Raw genomic sequence first — 25,551 nt, 5'->3', positions numbered from 1 at the left:
GGCGCTCGATCTCAGCGACAACCCCGACCTCCCGTTAGACCCTGCGGGGGTTAAGGATCACCAACGCCAACACCCCAGCCACGATCCCCCAGAACGCCGAGCCGATCGAGAACAGGGTCAGCCCCGAAGCCGTGACCATGAAGGTAATCACCGCCGCCTCACGCTCACGCGCTTCGCTCATGGCCACGGTCAGCCCGTTCATGATCGAGCCAAATAGCGCCAGCGCCGCAATCGACAGCACCAGCTCTTTCGGCAATGCGGCAAACAGCGCCGCCAGCGTCGCCCCGAACACCCCGGCAATGCCGTAGAAAATCCCGCACCACACCGCAGCGGTGTAGCGTTTGCTCGGGTCTTCATGGGCATGCGGCCCGGTGCAGATCGCCGCACTGATGGCCGCCAGGTTGACCCCGTGCGAGCCAAACGGCGCCAGCAGCAGCGAGGCAAAGCCGGTGGCCGAAATCAACGGCGAGGCCGGCACCTGGTAGCCGTCGGCGCGCAGCACGGCCACGCCGGGCATGTTCTGCGAGGTCATGGCCACCACGAACAGCGGAATGCCAATGCTGATAGTGGCTGCCAAAGAAAAGCTCGGCGTGGTCCACACCGGCTTGGCCACCTCCAGATGGAAGCCGCTGAAGTCCAGCAAGCCCAGCGCGCCAGACAACGCCGTGCCCACCAGCAGCGCCGCCAGTACGCAATAGCGCGGCGACAGGCGCTTGACCAGCAGGTAGCTGAAGAACATGCCCAGTACCAACAAGGTGCGGTGCTGCGCGGCGACGAAGATCTCGCTGCCGATCTTGAACAGGATGCCGGCCAGCAGCGCCGACGCCAACGAGGCCGGAATGCGCTTGACCAGCCGCTCGAAACTGCCGGTCAGGCCGCACACCAGCACCAGCAGGGCGCAGGTGATGTACGCACCAATCGCTTCGCCATAGCTGACCCCGCCCAGGCTGGTGATCAGCAAGGCGGCGCCGGGGGTGGACCAGGCAATGGTGATGGGCGTGCGGTAGCGCAGCGACAGGCCGATGCTGCACACCGCCATGCCGATCGACAGCGCCCAGATCCATGACGAGATCTGCGCAGTGGTCAGCCCGGCGGCCTGGCCGGCCTGGAACATCAGCACCAGTGAGCTGGTATAGCCGGTCAGCATGGCGATAAAACCGGCGACAACCGCCGACGGGGAGGTATCTGCCAGGGGCCGCAGGCGTGCGGAAGTGGCATCGGTCATGAACAAAATCCTTGTAAAGGTGTAAGCAGTTTTTTCAGACTACAGCGCGAAAGGTTGATCCTTGCCATACAGCGGCCATTGCTTTTAGCCGTACAGTCGCCAACTATTGGGCGGGATTACACAACTGCACAGGTTGGCGCCCGACATGGGCATTTCTGTTTCACAGGGGGAGGGGCGATGTACAAGGTTTATGGCGATTACCAGTCGGGCAACTGCTACAAGGTCAAGTTGATGCTGAGCCTGCTGGGCAAGCCCTATCAATGGCACCCGGTGGACATCCTCAAGGGCGAGACCGAAACGCCCGAGTTCCTGGCCATGAACCCCAACGGCAAGGTGCCGGTGCTGGAGCTTGAAGACGGCAGCTACCTGTGGGAGTCCAATGCCATCCTCAACTACCTGGCCGATGGCAGTGCGTTCCTGCCCAGCGAGCCGCGCCTGCGCACTCAGGTTTTGCAATGGCAGTTCTTCGAGCAGTACAGCCATGAGCCGTACATTGCCGTGGCGCGCTTCATCCAGTTTTACCTGGGCCTGCCGGATGACCGCGTAGAGGAATACCGCAAGCTGCACAAGGGCGGCTACAAGGCGCTGAAGGTGATGGAGCGGCAGCTGCAGATGACCCCGTACCTGGTGGGTGAGCAGTATTCGATTGCCGATGTGGCGTTGTATGCCTATACCCATGTGGCGCAGCAGGGCGGGTTCGACCTGGCCGACTACCCGGCGGTACGGGCCTGGCTGGAGCGCGTCGCCAGCCACCCACGGCATGTGCCGATGGTGGGCTGACCTTCAGCCTGTACCGGCCCTATCGCCGGCAAGCCAGCTCCCACAGGTAATCCACAATGCCTGGGGCTGTGGTAAACCTGTGGGAGCTGGCTTGCCGGCGATAGGGCCCGGACAGGAGAGCTACAAGCTGTCAAATGGCAGCAAACCGCTCATCCAGGTAGGCAATGATGGCCTTGGACTCATACATCCAGGTCACCTTGCCGGCCTCTTCAATGCGCAGGCACGGCACTTTCACCCGCCCGCCACCTTCCTGCAGGGCCTGGCGGTGCACCGGGTCGTTCTTGGCATCGCGCAGCGCCAACGGCACGTTCAGGCGGTGCAGGGTGCGGCGGGTCTTGACGCAGAACGGGCAGGCATGGAACTGGTACAGCGCCAGGCCCTTGGCCGCTTGCTCGACGCGGGCCTGGGCCGCGGCGTCGCGCTTGCGCTTGGCCGGGCGGCTGACCCAGTCACCGAACACGATGAGCTGGCCGAGGCCAACCCGCAGGGCTTTGACGATCATGGGCAACTCCTGAAATGCAAAAGGCCGACCCGGCAGGGTCGGCCTGGTGTCAGCGACCGATCACTTGATCAGGCTGAGGAACTCGCTGCGGGTGGCGGCGTTATCGCGGAACTCGCCCAGCATCACCGAAGTGATCATGCTCGAATTCTGCTTTTCGACACCGCGCATCATCATGCACATGTGCTTGGCTTCGACAACCACGGCCACGCCTGCGGCGCCGGTGACCTGCTGCACGGCTTCGGCGATCTGGCGGCTGAGGTTTTCCTGGATCTGCAGGCGGCGGGCGTACATGTCGACGATGCGCGCCACCTTCGACAGGCCCAGCACCTTGCCCTTGGGCAGGTAGGCCACGTGGGCCTTGCCGATGAAGGGCAGCATGTGGTGTTCGCACATCGAATACAGCTCGATGTCCCGGACCAGCACCATTTCGCTGTTGTCAGAGCTGAACAGCGCGTTGTTGGTGACTTCTTCCAGGGTTTGCTCATAACCGCGGCAAAGGTACTTCATCGCCTTTGCAGCCCGCTTGGGCGTGTCGAGCAGGCCCTCACGGGAGACGTCCTCGCCAATCTCGCTGAGGATCTCGGTGTAGTTCTGTTCCAGGGACATGGATCTACCTGTTGGAAAAATCGCAAAAACGAAGGGTACGGCGGCAACGGCGGCGCTGCAAGCGCGGCGTTACTCGTCGCGGCCTTCGAGCATGGTTCGCTTGAGCATCACATACACCGCGCCAGTGCCGCCGTGGCGGGCGCTGCACGAGGCAAAACCGAGCACCTGCTGGTGCTGGCGCAGCCAGGTGTTGACGTGGCTCTTGATCATCGGGCGCTTACCGTCCAGGCGTGCGGCCTTGCCGTGGGTCACGCGCACGCAGCGCACTTCCAGCTTGGTGGCTTCGGCGATGAAGTCCCACAGCGTCTCGCGAGCCTTTTCCACGGTCATGCCGTGCAGGTCGAGGCTGCCTTCGAACGGGATCTGGCCCAGCTTGAGCTTGCGCAACTGGCCTTCCTGCACGCCGTCGCGGCGCCACATCAGCTCGTCTTCGGCGCCAACGTCGATGACGAACTGGTCGGACATGCCGTCGATCACCAGGGCTTTGTCACTGCGCACGGTCGCCGCCTGGCGCAGGCCGGCCAGCTGGGTGCGGTCGGCCTTGGGCTTGCCGACTTCGGCGCGGTCGTGCCGGATCGGTTTGACACCGCGCACTTCGGCCTTGAACAGGGAAAAATCGTCGTCTTGCATGATGCCTCCACGTGGGCGGCGTAGTTTACGCGACTGTGGGGCCTTCTGCAGCCTGTGCCGGCCTCTTCGCGGGTAAACCCGCTCCCACAGGATCGCTACAGGCCCGGGCAATCCGACATCCCTGTGGGAGCGGGTTCACCCGCGAAGAGGCCCGCAAAGGCTATACACACATCAATCGTGTTTTTTCATCAGGTGCGGCGACAGGTTCAATTCCCGCCCCCGGCGCAAGCGAATGCGGCTGCGCCGCCAAAAGCGTACCCCCAGCCACAACAGCAGCAAGCCCGCCCCGGCCAGGATGCCGGCCAGCGGTTTGTTGGCGTTGAGTTCCGCCAGCGCAGGGTAGTTGCCCAGCAGGCCGGCAACCCCGGCCATTGCCAGCAGCACGCCGAGTGTCGCCAGCAGGGCCGACAGCCCAGCCGCCAGGCGAGCGCCCCAGTTACGCGGTTCGCGCGGGCGCAGGCGCTTGGCGTCAAAACTGCCTTTGAGCTTCATTCCGCTCTCCTCTGTGGATATCCGGAATTCGACCTGCTGCCGCCCATCGGGTTCCGCCCGGCTGCCGGGCGGTCGTGCCCGCCGTTCAGATCAGGCTGGCGGTGGGGGCCACGCAAGCGAAGTTGTCGGCCATCACGGCCATTTCGCATTGGTGGATCTGTGCGGCCGGAATCACCCCGTCCTTGAAGGCCAGGTCACGGGTGGCCGAGGCGTCTTCCACCAGGGTGCACCGATAACCATAGTCCTTGGCGCGGCGCACGGTGGTGCTGACGCTGGAATGGCTCATGAAACCGCAGACAATCAGGTCCAGGTGCCCCAGCGCCTGCAAGGTTTCGTGCAGCTGGGTGTTCTTGAAGGCGTTGGGCATGCGTTTTTCGATGACGGTTTCGCCTTCCAGGGGCTCCAGCCCCGGGATGAACTGGCCGGCCGGGCCTTGGGGGTCGAAGCGGCCACCAACGGTGCCCAGGTGGCGAACATGGATGATCGGACGGCCGCTCTTGCGCGCGGCGTCGAGCAACCTGGCGATGTTGGCCACGGCCTCGTCCATGCCCGACAGCTGCAGGGGCCCACTGAGGTACTCCTTTTGCGCATCGATGATGATCAGGCTGGCGTGGCTCAGCTTGGCCGGCGGGTAGTCGCGGCCAGTGAGGCGGAACATCGTGGTTGGAACGGACATCAATGGCTCCTTGAGCAGGGCTTTTGTACACCTATTCTCCCTTGCATTGGCGCCAATGGGAATGGTTGACAACGCAAGCGGCGTAGTTACTGGCTTGTGGCTAGCCTGGGGGCGATCCGGGGGAACAAATGTACGGCCTGGGCTGTTAGACTTTTGTACGGTCTGAAATAGGAGTACCCCGTGATCACATCCCGTCTGCGCACGCTGCGCGACTACATCCGCTGGGCGGTCAGCCGCTTCCACGAGCATGATCTGTTCTTCGGCCACGGTGCCGACAACGCCTGGGACGAGGCCCGCCTGCTGGTGCTGGGCGCGGTGCACCTGCCGTGGGAAGTGGCCGACAGCTACCTGGACTGCATGCTCGAGGACGACGAGCGGGTACGCCTGCAGCACCTGTTGAAACGCCGGATCGAAGAGCGCGTGCCGGCCGCCTACCTGCTTGGCGAGGCCTGGTTCTGCGGCATGTCGTTCATCGTTGACGAACGGGTGCTGGTGCCGCGTTCGCCGATTGGCCAGTTGATCGAAAAGCGCTTCGAGCCGTGGCTGGCCAGCGAACCGGCGCGCATCCTCGACCTGTGCACCGGCTCGGGTTGCATCGGCATCGTCGCCGCCGACGTGTTCCCCGAGGCCGAGGTGGTGCTGGCCGACCTGTCGTTCCAGGCCCTTGAAGTGGCCAACCAGAACATCGAACGGCATGGCCTGGACGGCCGTGTGTTCACCGTGCAGGGTGACGGCTTTAGCGGCTTGCCGGGGCAGCGTTTCGACCTGATCCTGTCCAACCCGCCGTATGTCGATGCCGAAGACTTCGACGACATGCCGGCCGAATACCACCACGAGCCCGAGCTGGGCCTTGCCTGCGGCAATGATGGCCTGGACCTGGTGCGGCGCATGCTGGCCGAGGCGGCAGACCACCTGACCGACAAGGGCTTGCTGATTGTCGAAGTGGGCAACAGCCAGGTGCATGTCGAGGCGCTGTACCCTGAGGTGGACTTCACCTGGCTGGAGTTCGAGCGCGGGGGGCATGGCGTGTTCATGCTGACCTCCGAGCAGTGCCGCCAGCATCAGGAACTGTTCAAAGCCCGGGTCTGACCTGCAGGGCCTCTTCGCGGGTGAACCCGCTCCTACAAGGCCATCACTGGCCTCGGGCCCGGTGCTATCCCTGTAGGAGCGGGTTTACCCGCGAAGCAGGCAACGCGGTCTCAGCGGGTAGCAATCCAGATCAGCAGCCCCGCCTGAAACACCGCAAATGCCACCAGGCAGGTGATGGTAAAGCGCAACCCGCTGTCTTCCCGGTGGTACTTGGCCACCCGTTCATCGCGCTCGCGCAATTGCGCTTCCTTCTCCAGCAATTGCTGGTCAGCCTGCTGCAGCAGGTTGGCGGCATCCAGAATGTCCACCCGCTGCAGGCGCTCGTTGCTCCAGGCCGCTTTCAGCTGGCCCACGGGCATGTCCACGGTGCGGCCCTTCAGGTGCTGGCTGTCTTCGTACTCCACGGCGATACCCACCCCGCGCAAGCAGTGGTCACGGCGCAGGCGCGAGTCTTCGCTCAGCGCATCCTTGCTCGGCAGCGCCATGCCCTCGACCCGGTAATGCGACCAGCGGCGTTGCAGCCACTGCGCAGCCTGGGCCAGCAGGAAGCGGCCGATGCCCCGGTTGACGGGCTCCAGTTGCAGGCCATGCTCGCTGCCGATACGCACCAGGTGCTCGGCATGGTCGACGCGGATGTCCAGGCGGTTCTGCTCTTTGTGCACCTTCTGCCCGGGCAGCTGGATCTCCATGCGCAGCAGGCTGTGCGCCTTGTCATGGCGCTCGGCATAGCCGAACTGCACAAAGCGCAGCGGCCGCGCGCCGGTGCTGCGGTCGGTGGGCAGGGCGGCCAGGCGCAGCAGCTGGAAGTGTTCCGGGGCCAGGTCGGCCCAGGGCAGGGCAGGGGGTTGCTGGGCCTCTTCGGCCGGCTCTACGGCGGCGGGTGTGGTTGTCATCGGGGCTTGTCCTCGGCTATGCCTGCTGTATCGGCAGGCTTGCCAAGGACCTGAGCCTGTTCAGCTCACGCCGAAGGCAAATGCTGGATGAACGTCACAATCCGCTCACCCAGTTCCTGCGCCAGCGGTAGCTCGGGGTTGAGGTAGCTGTCGCGCTGCTGGCTCATGCCCTTGGGGCTGATGCGCAGCATGTGGTTCATGCCGTCGATCAACACCAGCTGCGCATCCGGCTTGGCGGCCTTCAGCCGTTGGGCATCGACCACGTCCACCTGCACGTCGTTGCGCCCCTGCACGATCAGCGCGGGCATGGGCAGGCGGGCAAAGGCTGCAGCCGGGTTTTGCCGGAACAGCGAAATCAGGTACGGCTGCACACTGGGGCGAAACACCTGGCGCAGCGGCGCCGGCACTTCCAGGCTGGTCTGCCCGGCCTGCAGGCGGTCGAGCAGGGCGCTGCCACCGGCCAGCTGCGCCGGCGGCAGGCGTTGTGCCAGCTGCTCGCGCAGCACATCGGCCAGCGGGCGGCCGCTGCCGGCCAGGGTGATCACGGCGCTGGCGCCGGCCCGCTCGGCGGCCAGGCTGGCGATCAGTGCGCCTTCGCTGTGGCCGATCAATATCAGCGGGCCAAAGCGCGGGTCGGCCTTGAGCTTGTGGCTCCAGGCGACCACATCGGCCACGTAGCGCTCCACGCTGAGGTCACGCTCGTCGGGCGTGGCCGGCTGGCTGGCAGCCACACCGCGCTTGTCGTAGCGCACGCTGGCGATATGCTCGTTGGCCAGCAGCAGGGCCAGGCGCTTGAGGTTGTCTACCCTGCCTGAAGCCGGGTTGTTGCCGTTGCGGTCGGTGGGGCCGGAGCCGGCGATGATCAGCACCACCGGTGGCGGGGTGGCCTGTTGCGGCAACAGCAGGCTGCCGTGCAGCACGCCCTGGCCGGTATCCAGGTCAATCGGGCGTTGCAGCACGGTGGGGGCGGCGGCCTGGGCCAGGCCGGAGCACAACAGCAGGAACAAGGCGACGAGGCGCGACATCAGGTGGTACTACATGGGGAGATGAGGGTTTGACCCAATGTCTGCGGGAAGGTTCTCGGGCTTTGTATGCAGGTTCGGCCTCATCGCCGGCAAGCCAGCTCCCACAGGGAATCCACAATGCCTGGGCCTGTGGTAAACCTGTGGGAGCCTGCTTGCCGGCGATAGGGCCAGTACAGACAACCAATCCATCTGTATACTGCCGCTTTCGTCCATTTCAGGCTGATCTCGCGGAGCGTCCATGTCCGGCAATACCTACGGCAAGCTGTTCACTGTCACCACCGCTGGCGAAAGCCATGGCCCGGCGTTGGTCGCCATTGTCGATGGGTGCCCACCCGGCCTGGAAATTTCCCTCGCCGACCTGCAGCACGACCTGGACCGGCGCAAGCCCGGCACCAGCCGGCACACCACCCAGCGCCAGGAAGCCGACGAGGTGGAAATCCTCTCCGGCGTGTTCGAAGGCCGTACCACGGGCTGCTCGATCGGCCTGCTGATCCGCAACACCGACCAGAAGTCCAAGGACTACTCGGCGATCAAGGACCTGTTCCGCCCAGCCCACGCCGATTACACCTACCACCACAAGTACGGCATCCGCGACTACCGCGGCGGCGGCCGCAGCTCGGCCCGCGAAACCGCCATGCGCGTGGCCGCCGGTGCCATCGCCAAGAAGTACCTGGCCACCCAGGGCATCACCGTGCGCGGCTACATGAGCCAGCTGGGCCCGATCGAAATCCCGTTCAAGACCTGGGAATCGGTGGAGCACAACGCCTTCTTCAGCCCCGACCCCGACAAGGTGCCGGAGCTGGAGGCCTACATGGACCAGCTGCGCCGTGACCAGGACTCGGTAGGCGCCAGAATCACTGTGGTCGCCGAGGGCGTGATGCCGGGCCTGGGCGAGCCGATCTTCGACCGCCTCGACGCAGAGCTGGCCCACGCGCTGATGAGCATCAACGCCGTCAAGGGCGTGGAAATCGGCGCCGGCTTTGCCAGCGTTGCCCAGCGCGGTACCGAACACCGTGACGAGCTCACCCCCGAAGGCTTCCTCAGCAACAACGCTGGCGGCATCCTGGGTGGCATCTCTTCGGGTCAGCCGATCGTGGCGCACCTGGCGCTGAAACCGACCTCCAGCATCACCACCCCGGGCCGCTCCATCGACGTTGACGGCAATCCGGTGGATGTCATCACCAAAGGCCGCCACGACCCTTGCGTGGGCATTCGTGCCACACCGATCGCCGAGGCAATGATGGCCATTGCGCTGATGGACCACCTGCTGCGCCACCGTGCGCAGAATGCCGATGTGCGCGTGAATACCCCGGTGCTGGGCCAGCGCTGATTCCCCTGCACCGGCCCTATCGCCGGCAAGCCAGCTCTCACAGGTACCCCACAGTCTTCAGGTATGAGGTGATCCTGTGGGAGCTGGCTTGCCGGCGATAGGGCCGGCCCAGGTTCCCACAAGGCCACCCCATGCAACCCATCCCCTACTGGCGCCTGTCCACTTTCTACCTGTTCTACTTCGCCCTGCTCGGCTCCACCGCCCCGTTCCTGGCGCTGTACTTCGACCACCTGGGCTTTTCCCCGGCGCGCATCGGCGAGCTGGTGGCCATCCCCATGCTGATGCGCTGCGTGGCGCCCAACTTGTGGGGCTGGCTGGGCGATCGCAGCGGCCAGCGCCTGCTGATCGTGCGCCTGGGGGCGTTGGCGACCCTGGCGAGCTTCGCCCTGATCTTCTTCGGCAAAAGCTACGCCTGGCTGGCATTGGTCATGGCCCTGCACGCGTTCTTCTGGCATGCCGTGCTGCCGCAGTTCGAGGTGATAACCCTGGCGCACCTGCACGGGCAGACCGCGCGTTACAGCCAGGTGCGGTTGTGGGGCTCGATCGGCTTCATCCTCACCGTGGTGGGGCTGGGCCGGCTGTTCGAATGGCTGAGCCTGGATATCTACCCGGTAGCGCTGGTGACCATCATGGCGGGCATCGTCGCGGCCAGCCTGTGGGTGCCCAATGCCCAGCCGGTGGAGCAGGGCGAGCGCCGCAGCGCGGGTGGTTTCCTGCAGCAGCTGCGCGCCCCGGGGGTGATCGCATTCTATGCCTGCGTGGCGCTGATGCAGCTCAGCCACGGGCCGTACTACACCTTCCTCACCCTGCACCTGGAGCATCTGGGCTACAGCCGGGGTGCCATCGGCTTGCTGTGGGCGCTGGGGGTGGTGGCCGAAGTGCTGATGTTCATGCTCATGAGCCGCCTGTTCGCCCGCTTCAGCGTGCAACGGGTGCTGCTGGTCAGCTTCCTGCTGGCGGCTGTGCGCTGGTTGCTGCTGGGTAACCTGGCGGACGAGCCGACAGTACTGATATTCGCCCAGTTGCTGCACGCGGCCACGTTCGGTTGCTTCCATGCCGCCTGCATTGCCTTCGTCCAGGCCAGCTTCGGTGCCCGCCAGCAGGGCCAGGGCCAGGCGCTGTACGCCGCGCTGTCGGGTACCGGCGGCGCTTTGGGCGCCTTGTATTCGGGCTACAGCTGGAAGCTGCTGGGGTCCGCCTTCACCTTTGGTATGGCCAGTGCCGCAGCCTTGGCTGCAGCCGTTATCATGGCCCTTTGTTCGCAACCTGCCAGGACCCGCCCCTGATGAGCATTCTCAGCGTTTTCCACCCCGCCAGCCCGGAACTGCCGAACAAGGTGCTGACTCACCATGATGACATCGCCGCCACCCTGGCCGAGCAGGGCGTGCATTTTGCGCATGCCGAACACGGCCTGCGGGTGCGCCCGGGTACGGCCCGGGACGAGGTACTGGATGCCTGCCGAGGGTACTTGGACCAGCTGATGACGGCGCATGGCTGCAAGGCCTTCGTGCTGCTCAACCGTGATGGGGAAGACCCGGCGCAGGTGGATGTGCGCGATGAGCATGTGCACGACAGCGACGAGGTATTTGCAGTTGTCAGCGGGCGCGCACAAGTTGGCCTGCGGCTTGCTGGAGGGGTGTACTCGGTGCTGTGCGAGAAGGGTGACCAACTGCTGGTCCCGGCGGGGACCCGGCGCTGGGTGGAGCTGGGTGATACGCCGTTTTGCCTCGCGGTGCGCGTGTTTGGCAGCGAGCAGGGCGTGGAACCGCGGTTTACCGGAGATCTGACTGCACGGGCATTCCCGGGGATTGACGAGCTGTAGTGGCCTCGCGGGCCTCTTCGCGGGTAAACCCGCTCCCCCATTGATTGACCGCGAACCCTGAGGGTTACGCGATCAGTGTGGGAGCGGGTTCACCTGCGAAGAGGCCCGTGATACCACCACAAAAATCAACGATAGGTCGGCAGGGCAAACCGCTGTTGGCTCTGCAGCATGGTAATCACCGGCAATTCACTGGCCTGCTCAGCCAGATCGCGGCGAATGGCGCTGATCGCCCAGGACAGCTGTTCGGCGCTGTGCAGTTGTCCGTAGGTCAGCACCCGGCGGGTCACCTTGCCATCGGCAGCACGCAAGGTCAGCAGCACGCCGCCATCGGGGCGGGGCTGGGTATTGACCTGATAAGCCGAGAATACCGAAACGAACTTTTCCTGGATGAGGTCCATATCAACTCCTGACAAAGGTGGTGTGGCAATCGTGATGAAGTAGATTGCAGTGACCGTGCCAGAAATTGATTTGCAGAAAAGTCCTTTGAAATCAGTGATTTATAAAGATTTTTCAGAGGGGTTACCGTGCATCCTGCAAGGTCGTGCAATTTGCACAGTGCATTTTGCACGGCCCGGCTTGTGCCTATCGGCTCGATAGAAACTGAACCTTTGACCCAAAGCGTGAGCCTGACAAACACTTAGGCACCGATTTCTGCCAGGAGGTTCCCGATGTCCAGCCAAACCGCGCCCGCCACCATGACTGCCGATGAAACCGCTGCCTTCGCCGAACAGGTGTTCGACACTGCCCGCCACGGCGATGCCGAAATGCTCGCGCGCCTGCTTGCCAGCGGCCTGCCGGCCAACCTGCGCAACCACAAGGGCGACACCCTGCTGATGCTGGCCAGCTACCATGGCCACCATGACGCGGTGCGCGTGCTGCTGGCGCAGGGTGCCGACCCGCTGATCGCCAACGACAACGGGCAACTGCCCATCGCCGGCGCCGCCTTCAAAGGCGACCTGGCCATGATCCGCCTGCTGCTGGAGCATGGCGTGCCAGTGGACGCCTGCGCGCAGGACGGGCGCACCGCGCTGATGCTGGCGGCCATGTTCAACCGCAGCGACATCCTCGACTATCTGCTGGCACAAGGCGCCGACCCGGCCCACCAGGACGCCCGCGGTGCCACCGCCCTGATGGCGGCGCAGACCATGGGTGCCGTGGACGCCACGGCGCGCCTGCAGGCGCTGGCCGGCTAACAGCAAAGGGGCTTTTGCGGCTATCCTTGGCGACTTTTCACCCGTCGCAGGCCCCTTTCATGAAAACTCAGTTGCTCGAATTCATCAGCCTCATCGGCGCTGGCTGCATGCTCGAGGCAGACATCGAGCGCATTGCCGACGAGGCCGCCCAGGCCTACGCCGACCCGGCCGCCTTCCTGGCCGCCAACCCTGACATTAATTACGACGACAGCTTCCCCATGCCGCTGGGCGAATGGGTGGTGCTGGGCAGCCTGCCGGACACCGTGGTGTTCCAGGCTGACAGCTACCAGGACCTGTTCCAGCAGATCAGCGATTCATTCGACAACAGCGTGCCGTTCACCCTCAAGCCCAAGCAGCTGGCCCGTACCGAGCCGCTGACTGCACTTAACCGCATCCAGGTGCAGATGGGCGCGCTGAACAAAGAGGCCGGCGGTTATGTGCTGTTGAATTTCAGCCAGTTGCTGGATGACGAGCTGCAGATGGTAATGGTGGGGCAGCATGACCTGGCGCGGGTCCAGGCGCTTGGGGCTGAAGTGGGCATCAAGGTCGAGCCGGCCCTGGAAGCCCTGAAAGTGGCTGTCCACGTCTGATTTCGGCGTTTGCATCTTCGCGGGCTCGCCCGCTCCCACAGGATCATCACTGGACCCAATTGCAGTGGAACACCTGTGGGAGCGGGTTCACCCGCAAATAGGCCGGTTCAGGTAACTTCAAGTTCAGCCCAGCGCGGTATCGAGGAACATCATCACCGCAAACCCGCCCATCAACCCCAGGGTCGCCGCTGTCTGGTGCCCGTTACGGTGGGTTTCCGGTATCACCTCGTGGCTGACCACAAAGATCATTGCCCCCGCCGCCAGCCCCATGCTGATCGGGTAGGCCAGGGCAAAGCCGGTGGAAATCCCCAGGCCGATCACCGCACCCAGCGGCTCCATCAGCCCCGACCCGACCGCCACCAGAGCCGCCTTCATGTTCGACAGCCCGGTTGCCCGCAAGGCCAGGGCCACGGCCAGCCCTTCGGGGATGTCCTGGATGGCGATGGCGGTAGTCAGCGGCAGGCCGATGTTCATGTCGCCGTTGGTAAAGCTCACGCCAATGGCCATGCCCTCTGGCAGGTTGTGCAGGGTGATTGCCAGCACGAACAGCCACACCCGACTGAACCGCTCGGTTTCCGGCCCGACCACACCGACGGTTTGATGCTCGTGCGGGGTAAAGCGGTCCAGGCCCAGCATCAGCAGCACACCCAGCCCCATGCCCAGCACCACGGTGAAGGCCGCGGCGGGCCCGCTGCCGGTGATGTCCCGGGCGGCGTCCAGCCCCGGCAGAATCAGCGAAAATGAGCTGGCCGCCAGCATCATGCCGGCGGCAAAGCCCAGCATCACATCCTGGTTGCGCGTGCTGACATCACGCAGCACCACGGCCAGTACCGCGCCCAGGGCGGTGGCGCCGAAGCCGGCAAACCCGCCCAGCGCCGCCAGGTGCAGGTTTTCGGCATGGTCGCCATGAATGGCATTCCACAGGCTCGCCGCCAGCAGCGCCAGCACGGCCAGCAGGCTCAACGCCAGGCCGGCGCCCACCCACGGGCTGCTGGCTATCTGTTGCCGCCAGGCACTGAGGGGGGAGGGCGGGGCGGCGCTGTGACTCTGGGCTGGGGGCATGTGAACCTCGGATTCGGCGTATAAGGCAGTTTATGCAGTGACCGGCCCGCATTGCCAAGGTTTCCCCTCTATCGACGTGATAGCTGGCTATGCTGTGCAGCAAAGCCTTAGCACAGGAGTCATGGCATGGGGTCTACATTCAACAGCCTGGTAGGGCTGATCATACTGGCGCTGGATATCTGGGCCATCTTCAACGTGATCAAGAGTGGCCGCGAGGTGGGCATCAAGGTGTTGTGGATCTTGCTGATCGCACTGCTGCCGGTGGTGGGCCTGGTGATCTGGGCGATTGCCGGCCCGCGGGGGAATGCGCGCATTTGAAGGCCGGCGCAGACAAAACCGGCAACACCCTCGTGACAAAATTTTCACATTGGTTTAAACAGAATCCGCACCCGCACAATGCTGCGTTGGTCTAGCACCAGCGCCATCTCCGCAAACCGCAATCCTAGGACCTTCCCATTCATGGCTAACACGGACGCCCTGAAGCAACGGGGCGGGCGAGCGTCGTTCTCGCCGACCCTGAAATCCCACCTGGCCTACACGCTGCTCAGCGCCCTGGTGATCATGCTGATGCTCAGCCTCGTGCGCCTCGCGCTGCTGGTCTACAACAGCGACATGATCGGCGATACACCCTATACAACCGTCGCCGAGGGCTTCCTCAACGGCTTGCGCTTCGACCTGCGGGTGGTGGTGTACCTCAGCATACCGCTGCTGCTGGCCATTCTCAGCCCCTGGGCGATGGCCCGGCGTGGCGTGTTCCGTTTCTGGCTGACCCTCACCTCGAGCGTGGTGATGTTCCTCGGCCTGATGGAAATGGACTTCTACCGCGAGTTCCACCAGCGCCTCAACGGCCTGGTGTTCCAGTACATCAAGGAAGACCCGAAAACCGTCATGAGCATGCTCTGGTACGGTTTCCCGGTGGTGCGCTACCTGTTGGCCTGGGCCTTTGGCACCTGGCTGCTGAGCCTGTTGTTCAAGGGCATCGACCGCATCACCCGTGGCGATGGCGTGCAGCGCGTGGCGCCGTGGTACAACCGCCTGGCGGTATTCATGGTGATTCTGCTGGTGGCCGTGGTCGCCGCCCGTGGCACCTTGCGCCAGGGCCCGCCAATGCGCTGGGGTGATGCCTTTACCACCGACTCCAACTTCGTCAACCAGTTGGGCCTGAACGGCACCCTGACCCTGATCGACGCCGCCAAGAGCCGCTTCGGCGAAGACCGCGCCAACATCTGGAAGCCGGTGCTGGACCAGGCTGTGGCCACGCAAAGCGTGCGCGAGCAGTTGCTGACCGCCCACGACACGCTGGTCGATGCCGATGAGGCTGCCATCCGCCGCGACTTCCTGCCGCCGGCCGAGCGCACCCTGCCGATCAAGAACGTGGTGGTGATCCTGATGGAAAGCTTCGCCGGCCACTCGGTGGGCGCGCTGGGCAGCCCCAACAACATCACGCCGTACTTCGACAAGCTGGCCAAAGAAGGCCTGCTGTTCGACCGCTTCTTCTCCAACGGCACCCATACCCACCAGGGCATGTTCGCCACCATGGCCTGCTTCCCCAACTTGCCCGGGTTCGAATACCTGATGCAGACCCCGGAAGGCGGCCACAAGCTGTCGGGCCTGCCGGCCTTGCTCAGCGCCCGCAATTACGACGACGTGTACGTGTACAATGGCGACTTCGCCTGGGACAACCAGTCCGGGTTCTTCGGCAACCAGGGCATGACCACGTTCATCGGCCGCAACGACTTCGTCAACCCGGTGTTCTCCGACCCGACGTGGGGCGTGTCCGACCAGGACATGTTCGACCGCGGCAACGAGGAGCTGGCCAAGCATGATGGCAAAAAGCCGATCTACGCCCTGCTGCAGACCTTGTCCAACCACACCCCGTACGCGCTGCCTAAAGACCTGCCGGTCGAGAAGGTTACCGGGCAAGGCCGCCTGGACGAGCACCTGACCGCCATGCGCTACTCGGACTGGGCGCTGGGCCAGTTCTTCGAGAAGGCGCGTAAAGAGCCGTACTTCAAGGACACCCTGTTCGTCATCGTGGGTGACCATGGCTTTGGCAACCACCAGCAGGTGACCGAGCTGGACCTGGGCCGCTTCAACGTACCGCTGCTGCTGATCGCCCCGGGTATCCAGGAGAAGTTCGGCGCGGTCGACCACACCGTGGGCACCCAGGTCGACATCGTGCCGACCATCATGGGCCGTCTGGGTGGCCAGGCCCGGCACCAGTGCTGGGGCCGCGACTTGCTCAACCTGCCTGAGGGCGACCAGGGTTCGGGCATGATCAAGCCGTCGGGCAGCGAGCAGATCGTCGGCCTGGTGCAGGGCGACCGTATCCTGATCGAGTCCAAGGATATGACCCCGCGCATGTACCGCTACCAGCTGGGCAGCGAGTTCAAGGCCGAGCTGATCGAAAGCCCGGACCAGCCGGAAATGCTCAAGAAGCTGGAAGCGTATATCCAGACGGCGACCAAGAGCCTGCTGGATAACACCGCGGGTGTAGTGCACGGTACGCCGAAGTAAGGCGGCAACAGGGGCCGCTTTGCGGCCCATTCGCGGGTGAACCCGCTCCCACAGGGAAGTCACAGGGCCTGAGGTTGATGGTATCCGTGTGGGAGCGGGTTTACCCGCGAAGAGGCCGGCACAGACTGAACATTCTCCCAACCCCAAGGTCAGTTATTCAGGCATCACACACCTTGTGGTATTTGATGGAGAGGGCTCGTTCAATGAAAGAGTGGGAAGTCATCTTTGCCGACCAGAAAGGCGAACCGTCCAGGTTGCTGCTGCATGCCGAGCATATCCCCAGCGAAGAGGACGCCGCGCGGGCGATCCGTTCGCACCTGTTCCCGGTGATGGACGAGCTTGACCTCAACGACTTCCAGGACCGCGCCATTTCCCCCACTGCACGCTGGCTCAAGGAACAGAGCGGCGTCACCATCACCAGCATCCACGAAGCGCCCTGAACCACACGTTTGCGTGGTGCCGTTGCAGGCACTACGCTGGTGGAAGGTGCCTGCCTATTCTGCGGGTTGGTGCCTTTTCTATTCGCGTCTTGCATCAGCTCGAACTGCGCGGCCACTGCCGGCAGGTGCGTAGTGCACGGAAAGTCTATCCATTGCTTTATTCAGGAGGACGATTCATGAGCAGCCAGAACGACGATATCAGCAGCAACGTCCTGCGCCAGATGAAAGCAGGCGGTTTCGACTTCACCCGGATCCACCCCATCGAGTTCTATGCCGTATTCCCCGACGAAGCAGGGGCCCGCCGTGCGGCCGGGCAGTTTCGCGGTGAATCCCTCAATGCCCAGGTAACCGAAATGGGCGACGGTGCCTGGCACCTGGAGCTGAGCAAGGTCATGTACGCCACGTATGGCGGGATTGGCGATTTCGAGGAGGCCTTCGAGCAGCTGGTGACACCTTATGGTGGTGAAGTGGAAGGCTGGGGCGTCAAGCACGAACGGCTGACTGCCTGACGGTCCGTAGTGGCTTTTTCGCAAACTTGCCCACGCCCACAGATATTCACAAGGCCTGAAACCTGTGCGATCCCTGTGGGAGCGGGCATGCTCGCGAATGGCCAGGCACCGCAGTCAAGGCCTGCGCCCGGCCATATGCCCCAGATAAGCCAGCAGCGCATCCAGCTCCTGCTCACTCAACACGCTTTCGGCAAACCCCGGCATCTTCGCCTGCGGCCAGCGACGCAGGCTCTGCGGGTCACGTATCAGCTTGCGCAGGTAAGCAGGCTGGAAATACTCGGTCGGGTTGTGCGGCACGTTCAAATCCGGCCCTAGCTGCGCATCTCCCGCGCCGTTAAGCGTATGGCACGCCAGGCAGTTCTGCTGGAACAACGCAAACCCCTGGCGCACCGGGCTGTCGCCAGGCAGCGTCGGGTCGGGCAGCAGCGCCGGAAAACGCTGCGCCACCGGCGACAGCTGGCGCAGGGTGGAAATCTGGAACGGCCACTGTTCCGGGCGTATGCCGCTGGCCTGCGGCGCCGTCCACACTAGGTAGAACGGCCCGGCGCTCGGCTTGCCCTTGCTCAGTGGCGGCCAAGGCTTGCTCGGGTCTTCCACGGCCAGCCAGGCCCGTGCAGGCCCTTGCTGCAGCAGCGGCGCAGCTGGCATTTCGGCGGCAAAGCCATCCAGCGCTACTGCTTGCAGGTGGTCGCTGGCGTTCACACCCTCCAGCAGTGCGGCCAGCGGCACCGCCCGATAGTGCATGGGGCGTTTATAGGACACGTCCTGTTCGATGCTGATTTCACGCGCCTGCGGGTGGCCGAGCAGTTCGGCGCTGCTCCACTCGCGCGTGCTGGCGCCCAGCGCCAGGTGCAGCTGCGCCGCCGACAGTGGCAGGCTCAGCAGCATCATCAACAGGGCAAGGCAGTGGCGCATGGGCAATCTCCGACCATCAAGGCCAGCAGATTACCTGTGCACTGCCCGCTGGCGCCACCGCCGCAGTCAGCCGAACAAACGTGTCAGGTTCGGCAAGATCAACAGCAAAGTCGTGGCGAAAAGAATGAGCCCAGCTTGGCGAATTTTCGATTGTCTGAACATGGCGGACCGCCTTCTTGTTGTTATTCCTGAATACCCGTTGGCTTCCCTGTCGTACTGCGGGTCGATCGCAGTGGCGTCGATGGCGCCTGAACTGCCTGCCTCTTGTAAGTGCATATACATCCAACAGTAGGGTGTGTGTCAGGCATGTTTGAGAACCCTTTGTTCTAACCGTATAGCCGCACGATTCCGTGTGGCTATGAGGCCTTGTGCCAGCCGGCTGGCATGCTCTGACTAGACACTGGCGCAACTGCTGGCGACATACCGACAAAATGTGACCGTTCGTCAGTGCAGCCTACTTGCTTGTACGTGCCTTTCGCGTCAGTCTCTACAGCAGATTCCCACTCATGTCGTTCAGGACTATTCCTATGTCGTTACGCATCTGCATCCTTGAGACCGATGTCCTGCGTCCGGAGTTGACCGCGCAGTATCAGGGCTACGGCAGGATGTTCGAGCAGCTCTTTTCGCGTCAGCCGATCGCCGCCGAATTTTGTGTCTACAACGTGATGCACGGCGACTACCCCGCCGACAATGAAGTGTTCGATGCCTACCTTGTGACGGGCAGCAAGGCCGATTCGTTCGGAACCGATGCCTGGATCCAGACCCTCAAGGCGTATCTGCTGAAACTGTACGAGCGTGGCGAGAAATTGCTGGGTGTGTGCTTCGGCCATCAGTTGCTGGCGTTGACCCTGGGCGGCAAGGCCGAGCGCGCCGAGAAAGGCTGGGGCGTGGGCATCCACCGCTACACGCTGGCGGCCCATGCGCCGTGGATGGACCCGGAAGTGTCCGAGCTGACGTTGCTGATCAGCCATCAGGACCAGGTGACCCAGTTGCCTGAGGGCGCCACGGTGATTGCGTCCAGCGATTTCTGCCCGAATGCGGCGTACCACATTCGCGACCAGGTGCTGTGCTTCCAGGGCCACCCGGAGTTCGTCCACGACTACTCCCGCGCGCTGCTCGATGCGCGCCAGGCGTACCTGGGCGACGAGGTGTACCACAAGGCAGTGGCCAGCCTGGCCACCGAACACCAGGGCGACCTGGTGGGCGAATGGATGTTGCGGTTTATCCAGCAGCCGGCCAGCAACCACGACGCCGCCTGATGGCCGGGGCCGCTTGGCGGCCCATCGCTGGCAAGCCAGGCTCCCACAGACCGCACCAAATTCAACCCATCCGCCGTACTTGTAGGAGCCTGGCTTGTCGTGGCGACGAACCGCGGCGATGGGCTGCGCAGCAGCCCCATTAACCTTGACTGACTTGCATAGGGTCCGGGCTCTCTTACAGCCAGCCAGACCGCTTGAAGCTGGCATACAACCCTGTGCACCCCGCCACAATCACCCCCAGCACCACGAAATACCCGTAATGCCAGCCCAGCTCGGGCATGTTCTGGAAGTTCATCCCGTAAATCCCGGCAATGGCCGTGGGGAACGCCAGGATCGCCGCCCAGGCCGCGAACTTGCGTTGCACGATGCTCTGCCGTGACGATTCCAGCAGCATGCCGATCTCGATGGTCTGGCTGGCGATGTCGCGGATGCCGGCCAGGTCTTCCATTTGCCGCGTCACGTGGATCTGCACGTCGCGAAAGTACGGGCGCATGTTCTTGTCGATGAACGGGAAGCTCAGCCGCTGCAGCTCTTCGCTCACTTCCACCATCGGCGCCACGTAGCGGCGCAGGCGCAGGATGTCGCGGCGCAGGCTGTGCAAGCGGCGGATGTCCTCGTCTTGCAGCGAACCGCCGAGCACGCTTTGCTCCAGTTCTTCGATCTCGCCATGAATGGCCTCGCTGACCGGCTGGTAGTTCTCGGTCACGAAGTCGAGCAGGGCGTACAGCACGAAATCTTCACCGTGCTCCAGCAGCAATGGCCGCGCCTCGCAGCGCTGGCGCACCAAAGCATAGGATTTGGAGTGGCCGTTGCGGCAGGTGATGATGTAGCCGTTGCCGGCGAAGATGTGGGTTTCGATGAACTCCAGCTTGCCCTCGTGGCGCACCGGCGAATACGTAACGATGAACAGGGCATCGCCGAAGGTTTCCAGCTTGGGCCGGCTGTGTTTTTCCAGGGCATCCTCGATGGCCAGTTCATGCAGGTTGAACTGGCGCTGCAGGTTGGCCAGCTCCTCGGCGTTGGGTTCTTCCAGGCCGATCCACACGAAGTGCCCCGGCTTGCGCGCCCATTCGCTGCCTTCGTCGATGCTGATGTTGGTGACCTTTCTGCCGGCGCTGTACACCGCCGATGCCACGACTCGCCCCATGGTTGTGCGCTTCCCCGATTGAACACGGGTTACAGCTTGGGCCGTAGCCGGCGCGAGGGCAACCTGCACGGGCGCCGATTTAGCCTTCGGCCAATTCCGCTTCCATGCGGTCAATGCACTGCTGCATCTGCGCCCGGCACTGTTCGATCAGCACCGGCAGGTCCCGCACCGTCATGCCTGCCGTGGCAATCGGCGGCAGCGAGCGCACGATCACCGTACGCTGGCGCCAGCTGTTCAGGTTCAGTCGCCCGGCATAGCGGCTGACGCACACCGGCACGATCGGCACGCCAGCCTCGATGGCCATGTGAAACGCGCCTTTCTTGAAGGCCAGCAGGTGCTCGCCAGGGTTGCGCGTGCCTTCGGGGAAAATCCAGATGGAGGTGTCAGCCTGCAGCACGCGGGTGGTCTTGTGCATGGCCTTGCGCGCCTGGTAGGCATTGTTGCGATCGATCAGCACGTTGCCGCCCAGCCAGAACAACTGGCCGAACAGCGGGATCCAGCCCAGGCTTTTCTTGCCGATGGCCACAGTACGTTTTGGCACTGCCTGGCCGAGCACGAACAGGTCGAAGTTGGACTGGTGGTTGGCGACGATCACGCAGCCGGGCGGCTGGTCCCACAGCGGGCCTACCTCGGCCTTGACCTTGATGCGCATCAGCCAGGTAGCCGGCAGGCTGTAGAGGTGGGCGAACAGGCGGCTGTTGTCGGGGTTGAAGGGGCGGCACAGGCCAATGACAAGGCCAACGGCGCCGACGACAAGAAAATGCAGCGCCAGCAGGAGCATGCGCAACGAGTAAAGCATGGTACGACTCACACCAGACAGTCGCGGGGGAGTGTACGGGTGTGCACTGGTTGGGGCAAACCTTGGTGTAAGTCTGTTCCGGCCCTTTCGCGGGTAAACCCGCTCCTACAACGGGCATTCATACCTGTGTGGGAGCGGGTTTACCCGCGAAGAGGCCCGCAAGGTCAGCCCATATGCTGCTGATCCCGCTCGATCGCTTGGTCCAGCGCATCCAGCAGCCCCTTGCGCACTTTCAGCTTGGTGTTCTTGTGCGCCAGCATGTTCAGCTTTTTCAGTTCCCGCGCCGCTGCCAGTGCCGCATCGTGCAACTGCTCGGCCGGCACCACCTTGTCGAGGAAGCCGGCATCCACCGCGCCTTGCGGGTCGAATACCTCGGCATTGATCACCGAGCGGTGGAAAGCCGAGCGGCGCAGGCGGTCGCGGGCCAGTTCGATGCCGGCATGGTGCATGGTCATGCCGATCTGCACTTCGTTCAGGCAGACCTTGTACGGCCCTTCGACGCCGATGCGGTAGTCGGCCGACAACAGCAGGAAGGCCCCTTTGGCCACGGCGTTGCCCGGGCAGGCGACCACCACCGGGAACGGGTGCGACAGCAGGCGGCGGGCGAGGGTGGAGCCGGCAGTGACCAGGCTGATTGCCTCTTTTGGCCCGCTGGTCATCACCTTGAGGTCGTAACCGCCCGAGAGAATGCCCGGCTGGCCGGTGATGATCACCACCGCACGCTCTTCGGTGGCGCGGTCGAGCGCGGCGTTGAAGGCGGTGATGACATCCGGCGAAATGGCGTTGACCTTGCCGTTGTTCAGGGTCAGGGTGGCGATGCCGTCTTCGGCGTGGTAGGTAATCAGCTCGCTCATGGCAGAGTCCTTTTGTTGGCGTGGCGACGACGTTACCCAGCGCCAGGGGCAAGGTAAAGCAGCAAGGCTGACTGGTCGGTCAGCGCTCAGCGTGGCTCAAGTGCAAATACATGAAAAATTTGAAAAAAATGCTTGCCAAAGGGAATGTCTTTCACTAAATTAGCGCACCTCGACAGGCCGCAGGGCTTGAAGAGAAACGGTGAAGTGTCCGAGTGGTCGAAGGAGCACGCCTGGAAAGTGTGTATACGAGAAATCGTATCAAGGGTTCAAATCCCTTCTTCACCGCCACATTCTACGAAAAGCCCCCGCGCTGAAAAGCTCGGGGGCTTTTTGTTTCTGCTACTTTTTTGGGGCCGCTTTGCGGCCCATTCGCAGCGCAAGGCTGCTCCTACAAATGACCGCGAACCTGCTGCTGATACGTTCTCGGTAGGAGCAGCCTTGTGCTGCGAATGGGCTGCAAGGCAGCCCCAACCCGCTAGAAGCTGACCGAAGCCGACAGCCGGGCAGTACGCGGCGCACCCTGGAACAGGTAGTTGTCCCCCAGGTAATCCCCCACATCGCGCCAGTAGCGTTTGTCGAACACGTTATCCACGGTCAGCCGCAGCACCGTGTCATACCCGCCTACCTGCGTACGGTAGCGGCTACCCACATCGAACACGGTATACCCGCCCACCTGCACATTGCCCGCCTGGCTCGCATACTTGCTGGCGCTGTAGCGCGCCCCACCCAGCAGCGCCAGCCCCGGCACCGGCAGGCTGTACTCCGCGTGCAGCGCAGCGCGGAACCTGGGCACATTGATCGCCTGATGGCCTTCGTAGGCATCGGTGCCGCTGTTCTGCACCCGTGCACGAATGGCCGCCGCGCTGGCCTGCACCTGCAGGTTCGACGTTACCCAGCCGCTGGCGCCAAGCTCCAGGCCGGTGTTTTTCTGCCGGCCTTGCTGCACGTAGGTGAAGTTGCCGGCACCGTCCGGGCGCGCGTACTGGTAGGCCTGGCGGAGCTGGAACAGCGCGGCGCTGAGGCTCAGGCCCTGCCAGTCGTGCTTGAGGCCCAGCTCGAGCTGATGGGACGTGCTAGGTGCGAGGATTTCGAATTTGTTCTCTGCGAACCAAGGTGCCGCACTGCCCGCTGACAGGCCTTCGGCGTAACTAGCATATACAGTGGTGTCCGGCTGCGGCTTGTAGATAAGCGCAGCGTTCGGCAGCAACTTGTATTGCTGGGTATGGCGCCCGGCAACGCCGTCCTCATCCCAGGTCTTTTCGTCCAGACGTACTTCACGGGCACCCAGTAAGGTCTGCCATTGCTCGTTGAAGCTGATGCGATCGCTGACGAACAACCCGTACTGGCGACTGTCCAGGCGACGTTCGCTAGACCTGATGGGCTTATTGGACGGGTCAAGGGCTGGAGCACCGGTATGGATGTTGCCTGTACCGATCCACTCCATATAGCTGGGGCGCTGGTCCAGCGTGCGCCGTTGCGCGCTGGTACCCAGGGTCAGCTCATGGCCCACTCCCAGCGCCTCGAAGCGCCCGGCGAGCATGGCCTGTGCCTCATCGGTGCGGCGGGTGTCGGCGGGGCTGCGGAAGTCGTAGATGTCGTAGTCGCCATTGCTGGCGAAGAACGCGCCTTCGCTCGAGCCCCAGGCAAACGCGCTGTAGTCATCGATCACCACCTTGCTGCGCGAGGCGCTCAAGGTGCCGGTCCAGGCCTCGTTGAAGCGGTACTCGAAGCGCCCGCCCAGGTTCAGCGAGTCGTTCTGCACGGGTTTTGCCCACTGCTGGTAGGCCAGGCGGTCATCCGGGTCGATGCCGTGGGGCACTTGGTTGCCGCCGAGCAGCTGGTAGCCGGGCACCGAGCGTTGTTCGCGGTGCTGGTATTCGGCATCCAGTTGCAAGGTGGCATCCGGGCTTATCTGCCAGTCGAAGGCCAGCGAGGCGAAGTCGCGCTTGCCATCGGCGTGGTCGACGTAAGAGCGGATGTCCTCATGGGCCAGGTTGGCGCGCAGGCCAAACTGCTTTTCGCTGCCGAACCAGCCGCCCAGGTCAGTGGCCAGGTAGCGCTCGCCTTGTTCGTTGGTCGACACGGTGACGCTGCGCACGTCTTCGGCACGCTTGGTCACGTAGTTGATCAGGCCGCCGGGCTCCGACACGCCGCTCTGCAGGCCGGACAGGCCTTTGAGCAGCTCGACCTGCTGTTTGTTTTCCAGGGCCACGTTCTGCTCGCCGGCGATGGTCCGGCCGTTGATGCGGTAGCTGCTGGCGGCGTTCAGTTCGAAGCCGCGCACGTTGAAGTTTTCGTAGTAGCCGATGGGCGCATAGCTTTCGCCCACCGAGGCGTCGCTTTGCAGCACTTCGCTGAGCTTGCGCACCTGACGGTCTTCCAGCAATTGCTGGCTGAACACGCTGACCGAGGCGGGGGTGTCGAGCAAGGGTGCGGGCTGGAAGCCGCCCACTGCAGCCTGGCGTGCCTGGTAGCCATCGTTGGCGTAGCTGTCGGAAACCTGCAGCGGGGCCAGTAACACGCTGTCTTCGGCAAGCACATTGGGGCAATGCAGGGCCAGGCCCAGGCTGAGCAGGCTCAGGGGCAGGCGGGGGTGACGCGGGGGCATGCGGGGGCTCCTGGATGCGCGACACCTGTGCGGGCCTCTTCGCGGGTAAACCCGCTGCCACAGGGGCATCGCCACCCGTTGTAGGCGCGGTTCACCCGCGAAGAGGCCCGCACAGGCCATGAAAAAAGGCGGCATCTTAGCAGCCGCCTTCAATACAAAACGATCCAGGCCTTGCGATATTCAGTCAGTCTGCGCGGGTTGGCCGCTTGTGCTGCCGCCAGTTGTCATCGATCTTCGACCAGGTCTTGCCATCGGTAATGGCCATGAGCTTGCGCCCATCCTTGAAGGTGGCCAGGAAGGTGGCTTCTTCTTCCTTGCCACCCAGCCACAGCCCGGCCAGCAACCCCACCGGCCCGGCCACCAACGCCCCGGCCACGCCCCAGCCAAGGGTGCTGCCGAAGCTGCGGCTGGACTCCAGGCTGGCTAGCCTCAGGTCGCTGATACGTGCCAGGGAAATCCGCTCGCCCGGGGAGGGGCTGCGCGGGGTCTTGAGTGTGAGCGATCCGTTGCGATACTCGCCTTCACCTTGCAAGAAATCGCCGGATTGCACCGTGAGTCTTGTCATAACGTCGTCCTGTCAGGGAAAGG

At 63.7% G+C, this 25,551-nt stretch carries 28 protein-coding genes and 1 tRNA gene; 13 read left to right on the top strand and 16 right to left on the bottom strand.

Annotated elements, in window-relative coordinates:
* Positions 1 to 34: 34 nt before the first annotated feature.
* On the bottom strand, positions 35 to 1,225 hold the full coding sequence (locus AC5O5R_RS20380; RefSeq protein WP_494514686.1) for a benzoate/H(+) symporter BenE family transporter: 1,191 nt from the start codon (positions 1,223 to 1,225) through the stop codon (positions 35 to 37).
* A gap of 177 nt (positions 1,226 to 1,402) precedes the next feature.
* Here AC5O5R_RS20380 and AC5O5R_RS20375 point away from each other — a divergent pair, with 177 nt between their 5' ends.
* A complete protein-coding gene (locus AC5O5R_RS20375; protein ID WP_172228837.1) occupies positions 1,403 to 2,005 on the top strand; it encodes a glutathione S-transferase family protein in 603 nt (200 codons plus the stop codon).
* 130 nt (positions 2,006 to 2,135) lie between these two features.
* On the opposite strand, the gene AC5O5R_RS20370 is transcribed toward AC5O5R_RS20375, so the two are convergent.
* The 5 genes from AC5O5R_RS20370 to AC5O5R_RS20350 all read right to left on the bottom strand — a co-directional run bounded on the left by AC5O5R_RS20370 (position 2,136) and on the right by AC5O5R_RS20350 (position 4,911).
* Positions 2,136 to 2,507 carry a glutaredoxin family protein gene (locus AC5O5R_RS20370; RefSeq protein WP_172286829.1) on the bottom strand — a complete coding sequence of 124 codons (372 nt, stop codon included), beginning with the start codon at positions 2,505 to 2,507 and terminating at the stop codon, positions 2,136 to 2,138.
* A 60-nt stretch (positions 2,508 to 2,567) separates the two neighbouring features.
* Positions 2,568 to 3,113: a GTP cyclohydrolase I FolE gene (gene folE / locus AC5O5R_RS20365; protein WP_494514685.1), complete on the bottom strand. Its 546-nt coding sequence runs from the start codon at positions 3,111 to 3,113 to the stop codon at positions 2,568 to 2,570.
* A gap of 69 nt (positions 3,114 to 3,182) precedes the next feature.
* Entirely contained in the window at positions 3,183 to 3,743 is a 561-nt protein-coding gene (locus AC5O5R_RS20360; RefSeq protein WP_172228843.1) for a Smr/MutS family protein, read from the bottom strand.
* Positions 3,744 to 3,914: 171 nt separating this feature from the next.
* Complete coding sequence (locus tag AC5O5R_RS20355) at positions 3,915 to 4,235, bottom strand: hypothetical protein (RefSeq protein WP_172286960.1); 321 nt, start codon at positions 4,233 to 4,235, stop codon at positions 3,915 to 3,917.
* Between the two features lie 85 nt (positions 4,236 to 4,320).
* Positions 4,321 to 4,911 carry a cysteine hydrolase family protein gene (locus tag AC5O5R_RS20350; RefSeq protein ID WP_156859403.1) on the bottom strand — a complete coding sequence of 197 codons (591 nt, stop codon included), beginning with the start codon at positions 4,909 to 4,911 and terminating at the stop codon, positions 4,321 to 4,323.
* Positions 4,912 to 5,091: 180 nt separating this feature from the next.
* Between AC5O5R_RS20350 and prmB the strand changes: the two genes are divergently transcribed.
* The gene (gene prmB, locus AC5O5R_RS20345) at positions 5,092 to 6,000 is read left to right on the top strand and encodes a 50S ribosomal protein L3 N(5)-glutamine methyltransferase (protein WP_172286959.1); all 909 of its coding nucleotides are present in this window, start codon (positions 5,092 to 5,094) and stop codon (positions 5,998 to 6,000) included.
* A gap of 110 nt (positions 6,001 to 6,110) precedes the next feature.
* On the opposite strand, the gene AC5O5R_RS20340 is transcribed toward prmB, so the two are convergent.
* Both AC5O5R_RS20340 and AC5O5R_RS20335 read right to left on the bottom strand, forming a co-directional pair.
* A complete protein-coding gene (locus AC5O5R_RS20340; RefSeq protein WP_172228849.1) occupies positions 6,111 to 6,893 on the bottom strand; it encodes a hypothetical protein in 783 nt (260 codons plus the stop codon).
* A 65-nt stretch (positions 6,894 to 6,958) separates the two neighbouring features.
* Positions 6,959 to 7,921 carry an alpha/beta hydrolase gene (locus AC5O5R_RS20335; RefSeq protein WP_172228855.1) on the bottom strand — a complete coding sequence of 321 codons (963 nt, stop codon included), beginning with the start codon at positions 7,919 to 7,921 and terminating at the stop codon, positions 6,959 to 6,961.
* Between the two features lie 235 nt (positions 7,922 to 8,156).
* Between AC5O5R_RS20335 and aroC the strand changes: the two genes are divergently transcribed.
* From aroC to AC5O5R_RS20320, 3 genes are all read left to right on the top strand, one after another.
* On the top strand, positions 8,157 to 9,248 hold the full coding sequence (gene aroC / locus AC5O5R_RS20330; protein ID WP_172228851.1) for a chorismate synthase: 1,092 nt from the start codon (positions 8,157 to 8,159) through the stop codon (positions 9,246 to 9,248).
* A 131-nt stretch (positions 9,249 to 9,379) separates the two neighbouring features.
* Entirely contained in the window at positions 9,380 to 10,534 is a 1,155-nt protein-coding gene (locus tag AC5O5R_RS20325; RefSeq protein WP_494514684.1) for an MFS transporter, read from the top strand.
* The gene (locus AC5O5R_RS20320) at positions 10,534 to 11,070 is read left to right on the top strand and encodes an oxidase (protein WP_172230191.1); all 537 of its coding nucleotides are present in this window, start codon (positions 10,534 to 10,536) and stop codon (positions 11,068 to 11,070) included. Before AC5O5R_RS20325 ends, AC5O5R_RS20320 begins: the two co-directional genes overlap by 1 nt.
* A 125-nt stretch (positions 11,071 to 11,195) precedes the next feature.
* On the opposite strand, the gene AC5O5R_RS20315 is transcribed toward AC5O5R_RS20320, so the two are convergent.
* Positions 11,196 to 11,468, bottom strand: coding sequence for a DUF3509 domain-containing protein (locus AC5O5R_RS20315; RefSeq protein ID WP_172230193.1), 273 nt, complete (start codon positions 11,466 to 11,468; stop codon positions 11,196 to 11,198).
* A gap of 270 nt (positions 11,469 to 11,738) precedes the next feature.
* Between AC5O5R_RS20315 and AC5O5R_RS20310 the strand changes: the two genes are divergently transcribed.
* The gene (locus AC5O5R_RS20310; RefSeq protein WP_172230195.1) at positions 11,739 to 12,263 is read left to right on the top strand and encodes an ankyrin repeat domain-containing protein; all 525 of its coding nucleotides are present in this window, start codon (positions 11,739 to 11,741) and stop codon (positions 12,261 to 12,263) included.
* Positions 12,264 to 12,322: 59 nt separating this feature from the next.
* A complete protein-coding gene (locus AC5O5R_RS20305; protein WP_172286956.1) occupies positions 12,323 to 12,853 on the top strand; it encodes a hypothetical protein in 531 nt (176 codons plus the stop codon).
* Between the two features lie 123 nt (positions 12,854 to 12,976).
* On the opposite strand, the gene AC5O5R_RS20300 is transcribed toward AC5O5R_RS20305, so the two are convergent.
* Complete coding sequence (locus AC5O5R_RS20300; RefSeq protein ID WP_172286955.1) at positions 12,977 to 13,915, bottom strand: ZIP family metal transporter; 939 nt, start codon at positions 13,913 to 13,915, stop codon at positions 12,977 to 12,979.
* A gap of 126 nt (positions 13,916 to 14,041) precedes the next feature.
* Between AC5O5R_RS20300 and AC5O5R_RS20295 the strand changes: the two genes are divergently transcribed.
* The 4 genes from AC5O5R_RS20295 to AC5O5R_RS20280 all read left to right on the top strand — a co-directional run bounded on the left by AC5O5R_RS20295 (position 14,042) and on the right by AC5O5R_RS20280 (position 17,381).
* Complete coding sequence (locus tag AC5O5R_RS20295) at positions 14,042 to 14,233, top strand: PLDc N-terminal domain-containing protein (RefSeq protein ID WP_172230200.1); 192 nt, start codon at positions 14,042 to 14,044, stop codon at positions 14,231 to 14,233.
* Positions 14,234 to 14,374: 141 nt separating this feature from the next.
* Positions 14,375 to 16,432, top strand: coding sequence for an LTA synthase family protein (locus AC5O5R_RS20290; protein ID WP_172286954.1), 2,058 nt, complete (start codon positions 14,375 to 14,377; stop codon positions 16,430 to 16,432).
* 203 nt (positions 16,433 to 16,635) lie between these two features.
* Entirely contained in the window at positions 16,636 to 16,872 is a 237-nt protein-coding gene (locus AC5O5R_RS20285; RefSeq protein WP_172229379.1) for a hypothetical protein, read from the top strand.
* Between the two features lie 176 nt (positions 16,873 to 17,048).
* A complete protein-coding gene (locus AC5O5R_RS20280; protein ID WP_172229381.1) occupies positions 17,049 to 17,381 on the top strand; it encodes a ribonuclease E inhibitor RraB in 333 nt (110 codons plus the stop codon).
* A gap of 114 nt (positions 17,382 to 17,495) precedes the next feature.
* On the opposite strand, the gene AC5O5R_RS20275 is transcribed toward AC5O5R_RS20280, so the two are convergent.
* Entirely contained in the window at positions 17,496 to 18,296 is an 801-nt protein-coding gene (locus AC5O5R_RS20275) for a cytochrome c (RefSeq protein WP_494511488.1), read from the bottom strand.
* Between the two features lie 527 nt (positions 18,297 to 18,823).
* On the opposite strand from AC5O5R_RS20275, the gene AC5O5R_RS20270 reads away from it, so the two are divergent.
* Complete coding sequence (locus tag AC5O5R_RS20270; RefSeq protein WP_172229385.1) at positions 18,824 to 19,555, top strand: amidotransferase; 732 nt, start codon at positions 18,824 to 18,826, stop codon at positions 19,553 to 19,555.
* A 175-nt stretch (positions 19,556 to 19,730) separates the two neighbouring features.
* Here the strand turns inward: AC5O5R_RS20270 and AC5O5R_RS20265 are convergent, their stop codons facing one another.
* From AC5O5R_RS20265 to AC5O5R_RS20255, 3 genes are all read right to left on the bottom strand, one after another.
* Positions 19,731 to 20,702, bottom strand: coding sequence for a magnesium and cobalt transport protein CorA (locus AC5O5R_RS20265; protein ID WP_172229387.1), 972 nt, complete (start codon positions 20,700 to 20,702; stop codon positions 19,731 to 19,733).
* Positions 20,703 to 20,781: 79 nt separating this feature from the next.
* On the bottom strand, positions 20,782 to 21,501 hold the full coding sequence (locus AC5O5R_RS20260) for a lysophospholipid acyltransferase family protein (protein WP_172287298.1): 720 nt from the start codon (positions 21,499 to 21,501) through the stop codon (positions 20,782 to 20,784).
* A 164-nt stretch (positions 21,502 to 21,665) separates the two neighbouring features.
* Entirely contained in the window at positions 21,666 to 22,355 is a 690-nt protein-coding gene (locus AC5O5R_RS20255; RefSeq protein ID WP_172229391.1) for a crotonase/enoyl-CoA hydratase family protein, read from the bottom strand.
* Positions 22,356 to 22,553: 198 nt separating this feature from the next.
* Here AC5O5R_RS20255 and AC5O5R_RS20250 point away from each other — a divergent pair.
* Positions 22,554 to 22,643: transfer RNA gene (locus AC5O5R_RS20250), tRNA-Ser, on the top strand.
* 187 nt (positions 22,644 to 22,830) lie between these two features.
* On the opposite strand, the gene AC5O5R_RS20245 is transcribed toward AC5O5R_RS20250, so the two are convergent.
* Together AC5O5R_RS20245 and AC5O5R_RS20240 are read right to left on the bottom strand one after the other, a co-directional pair.
* Complete coding sequence (locus tag AC5O5R_RS20245) at positions 22,831 to 24,963, bottom strand: TonB-dependent siderophore receptor (protein WP_494514683.1); 2,133 nt, start codon at positions 24,961 to 24,963, stop codon at positions 22,831 to 22,833.
* Positions 24,964 to 25,147: 184 nt separating this feature from the next.
* Positions 25,148 to 25,528, bottom strand: coding sequence for a hypothetical protein (locus AC5O5R_RS20240; protein WP_172287296.1), 381 nt, complete (start codon positions 25,526 to 25,528; stop codon positions 25,148 to 25,150).
* Positions 25,529 to 25,551: the final 23 nt, after the last annotated feature.

The organism is Pseudomonas sp. 8_5_2 (genome assembly GCF_059295255.1).
The sequence above is the reverse complement of the archived record's forward strand: the minus strand, read 5'-3'. Positions and strand labels throughout refer to the sequence as shown.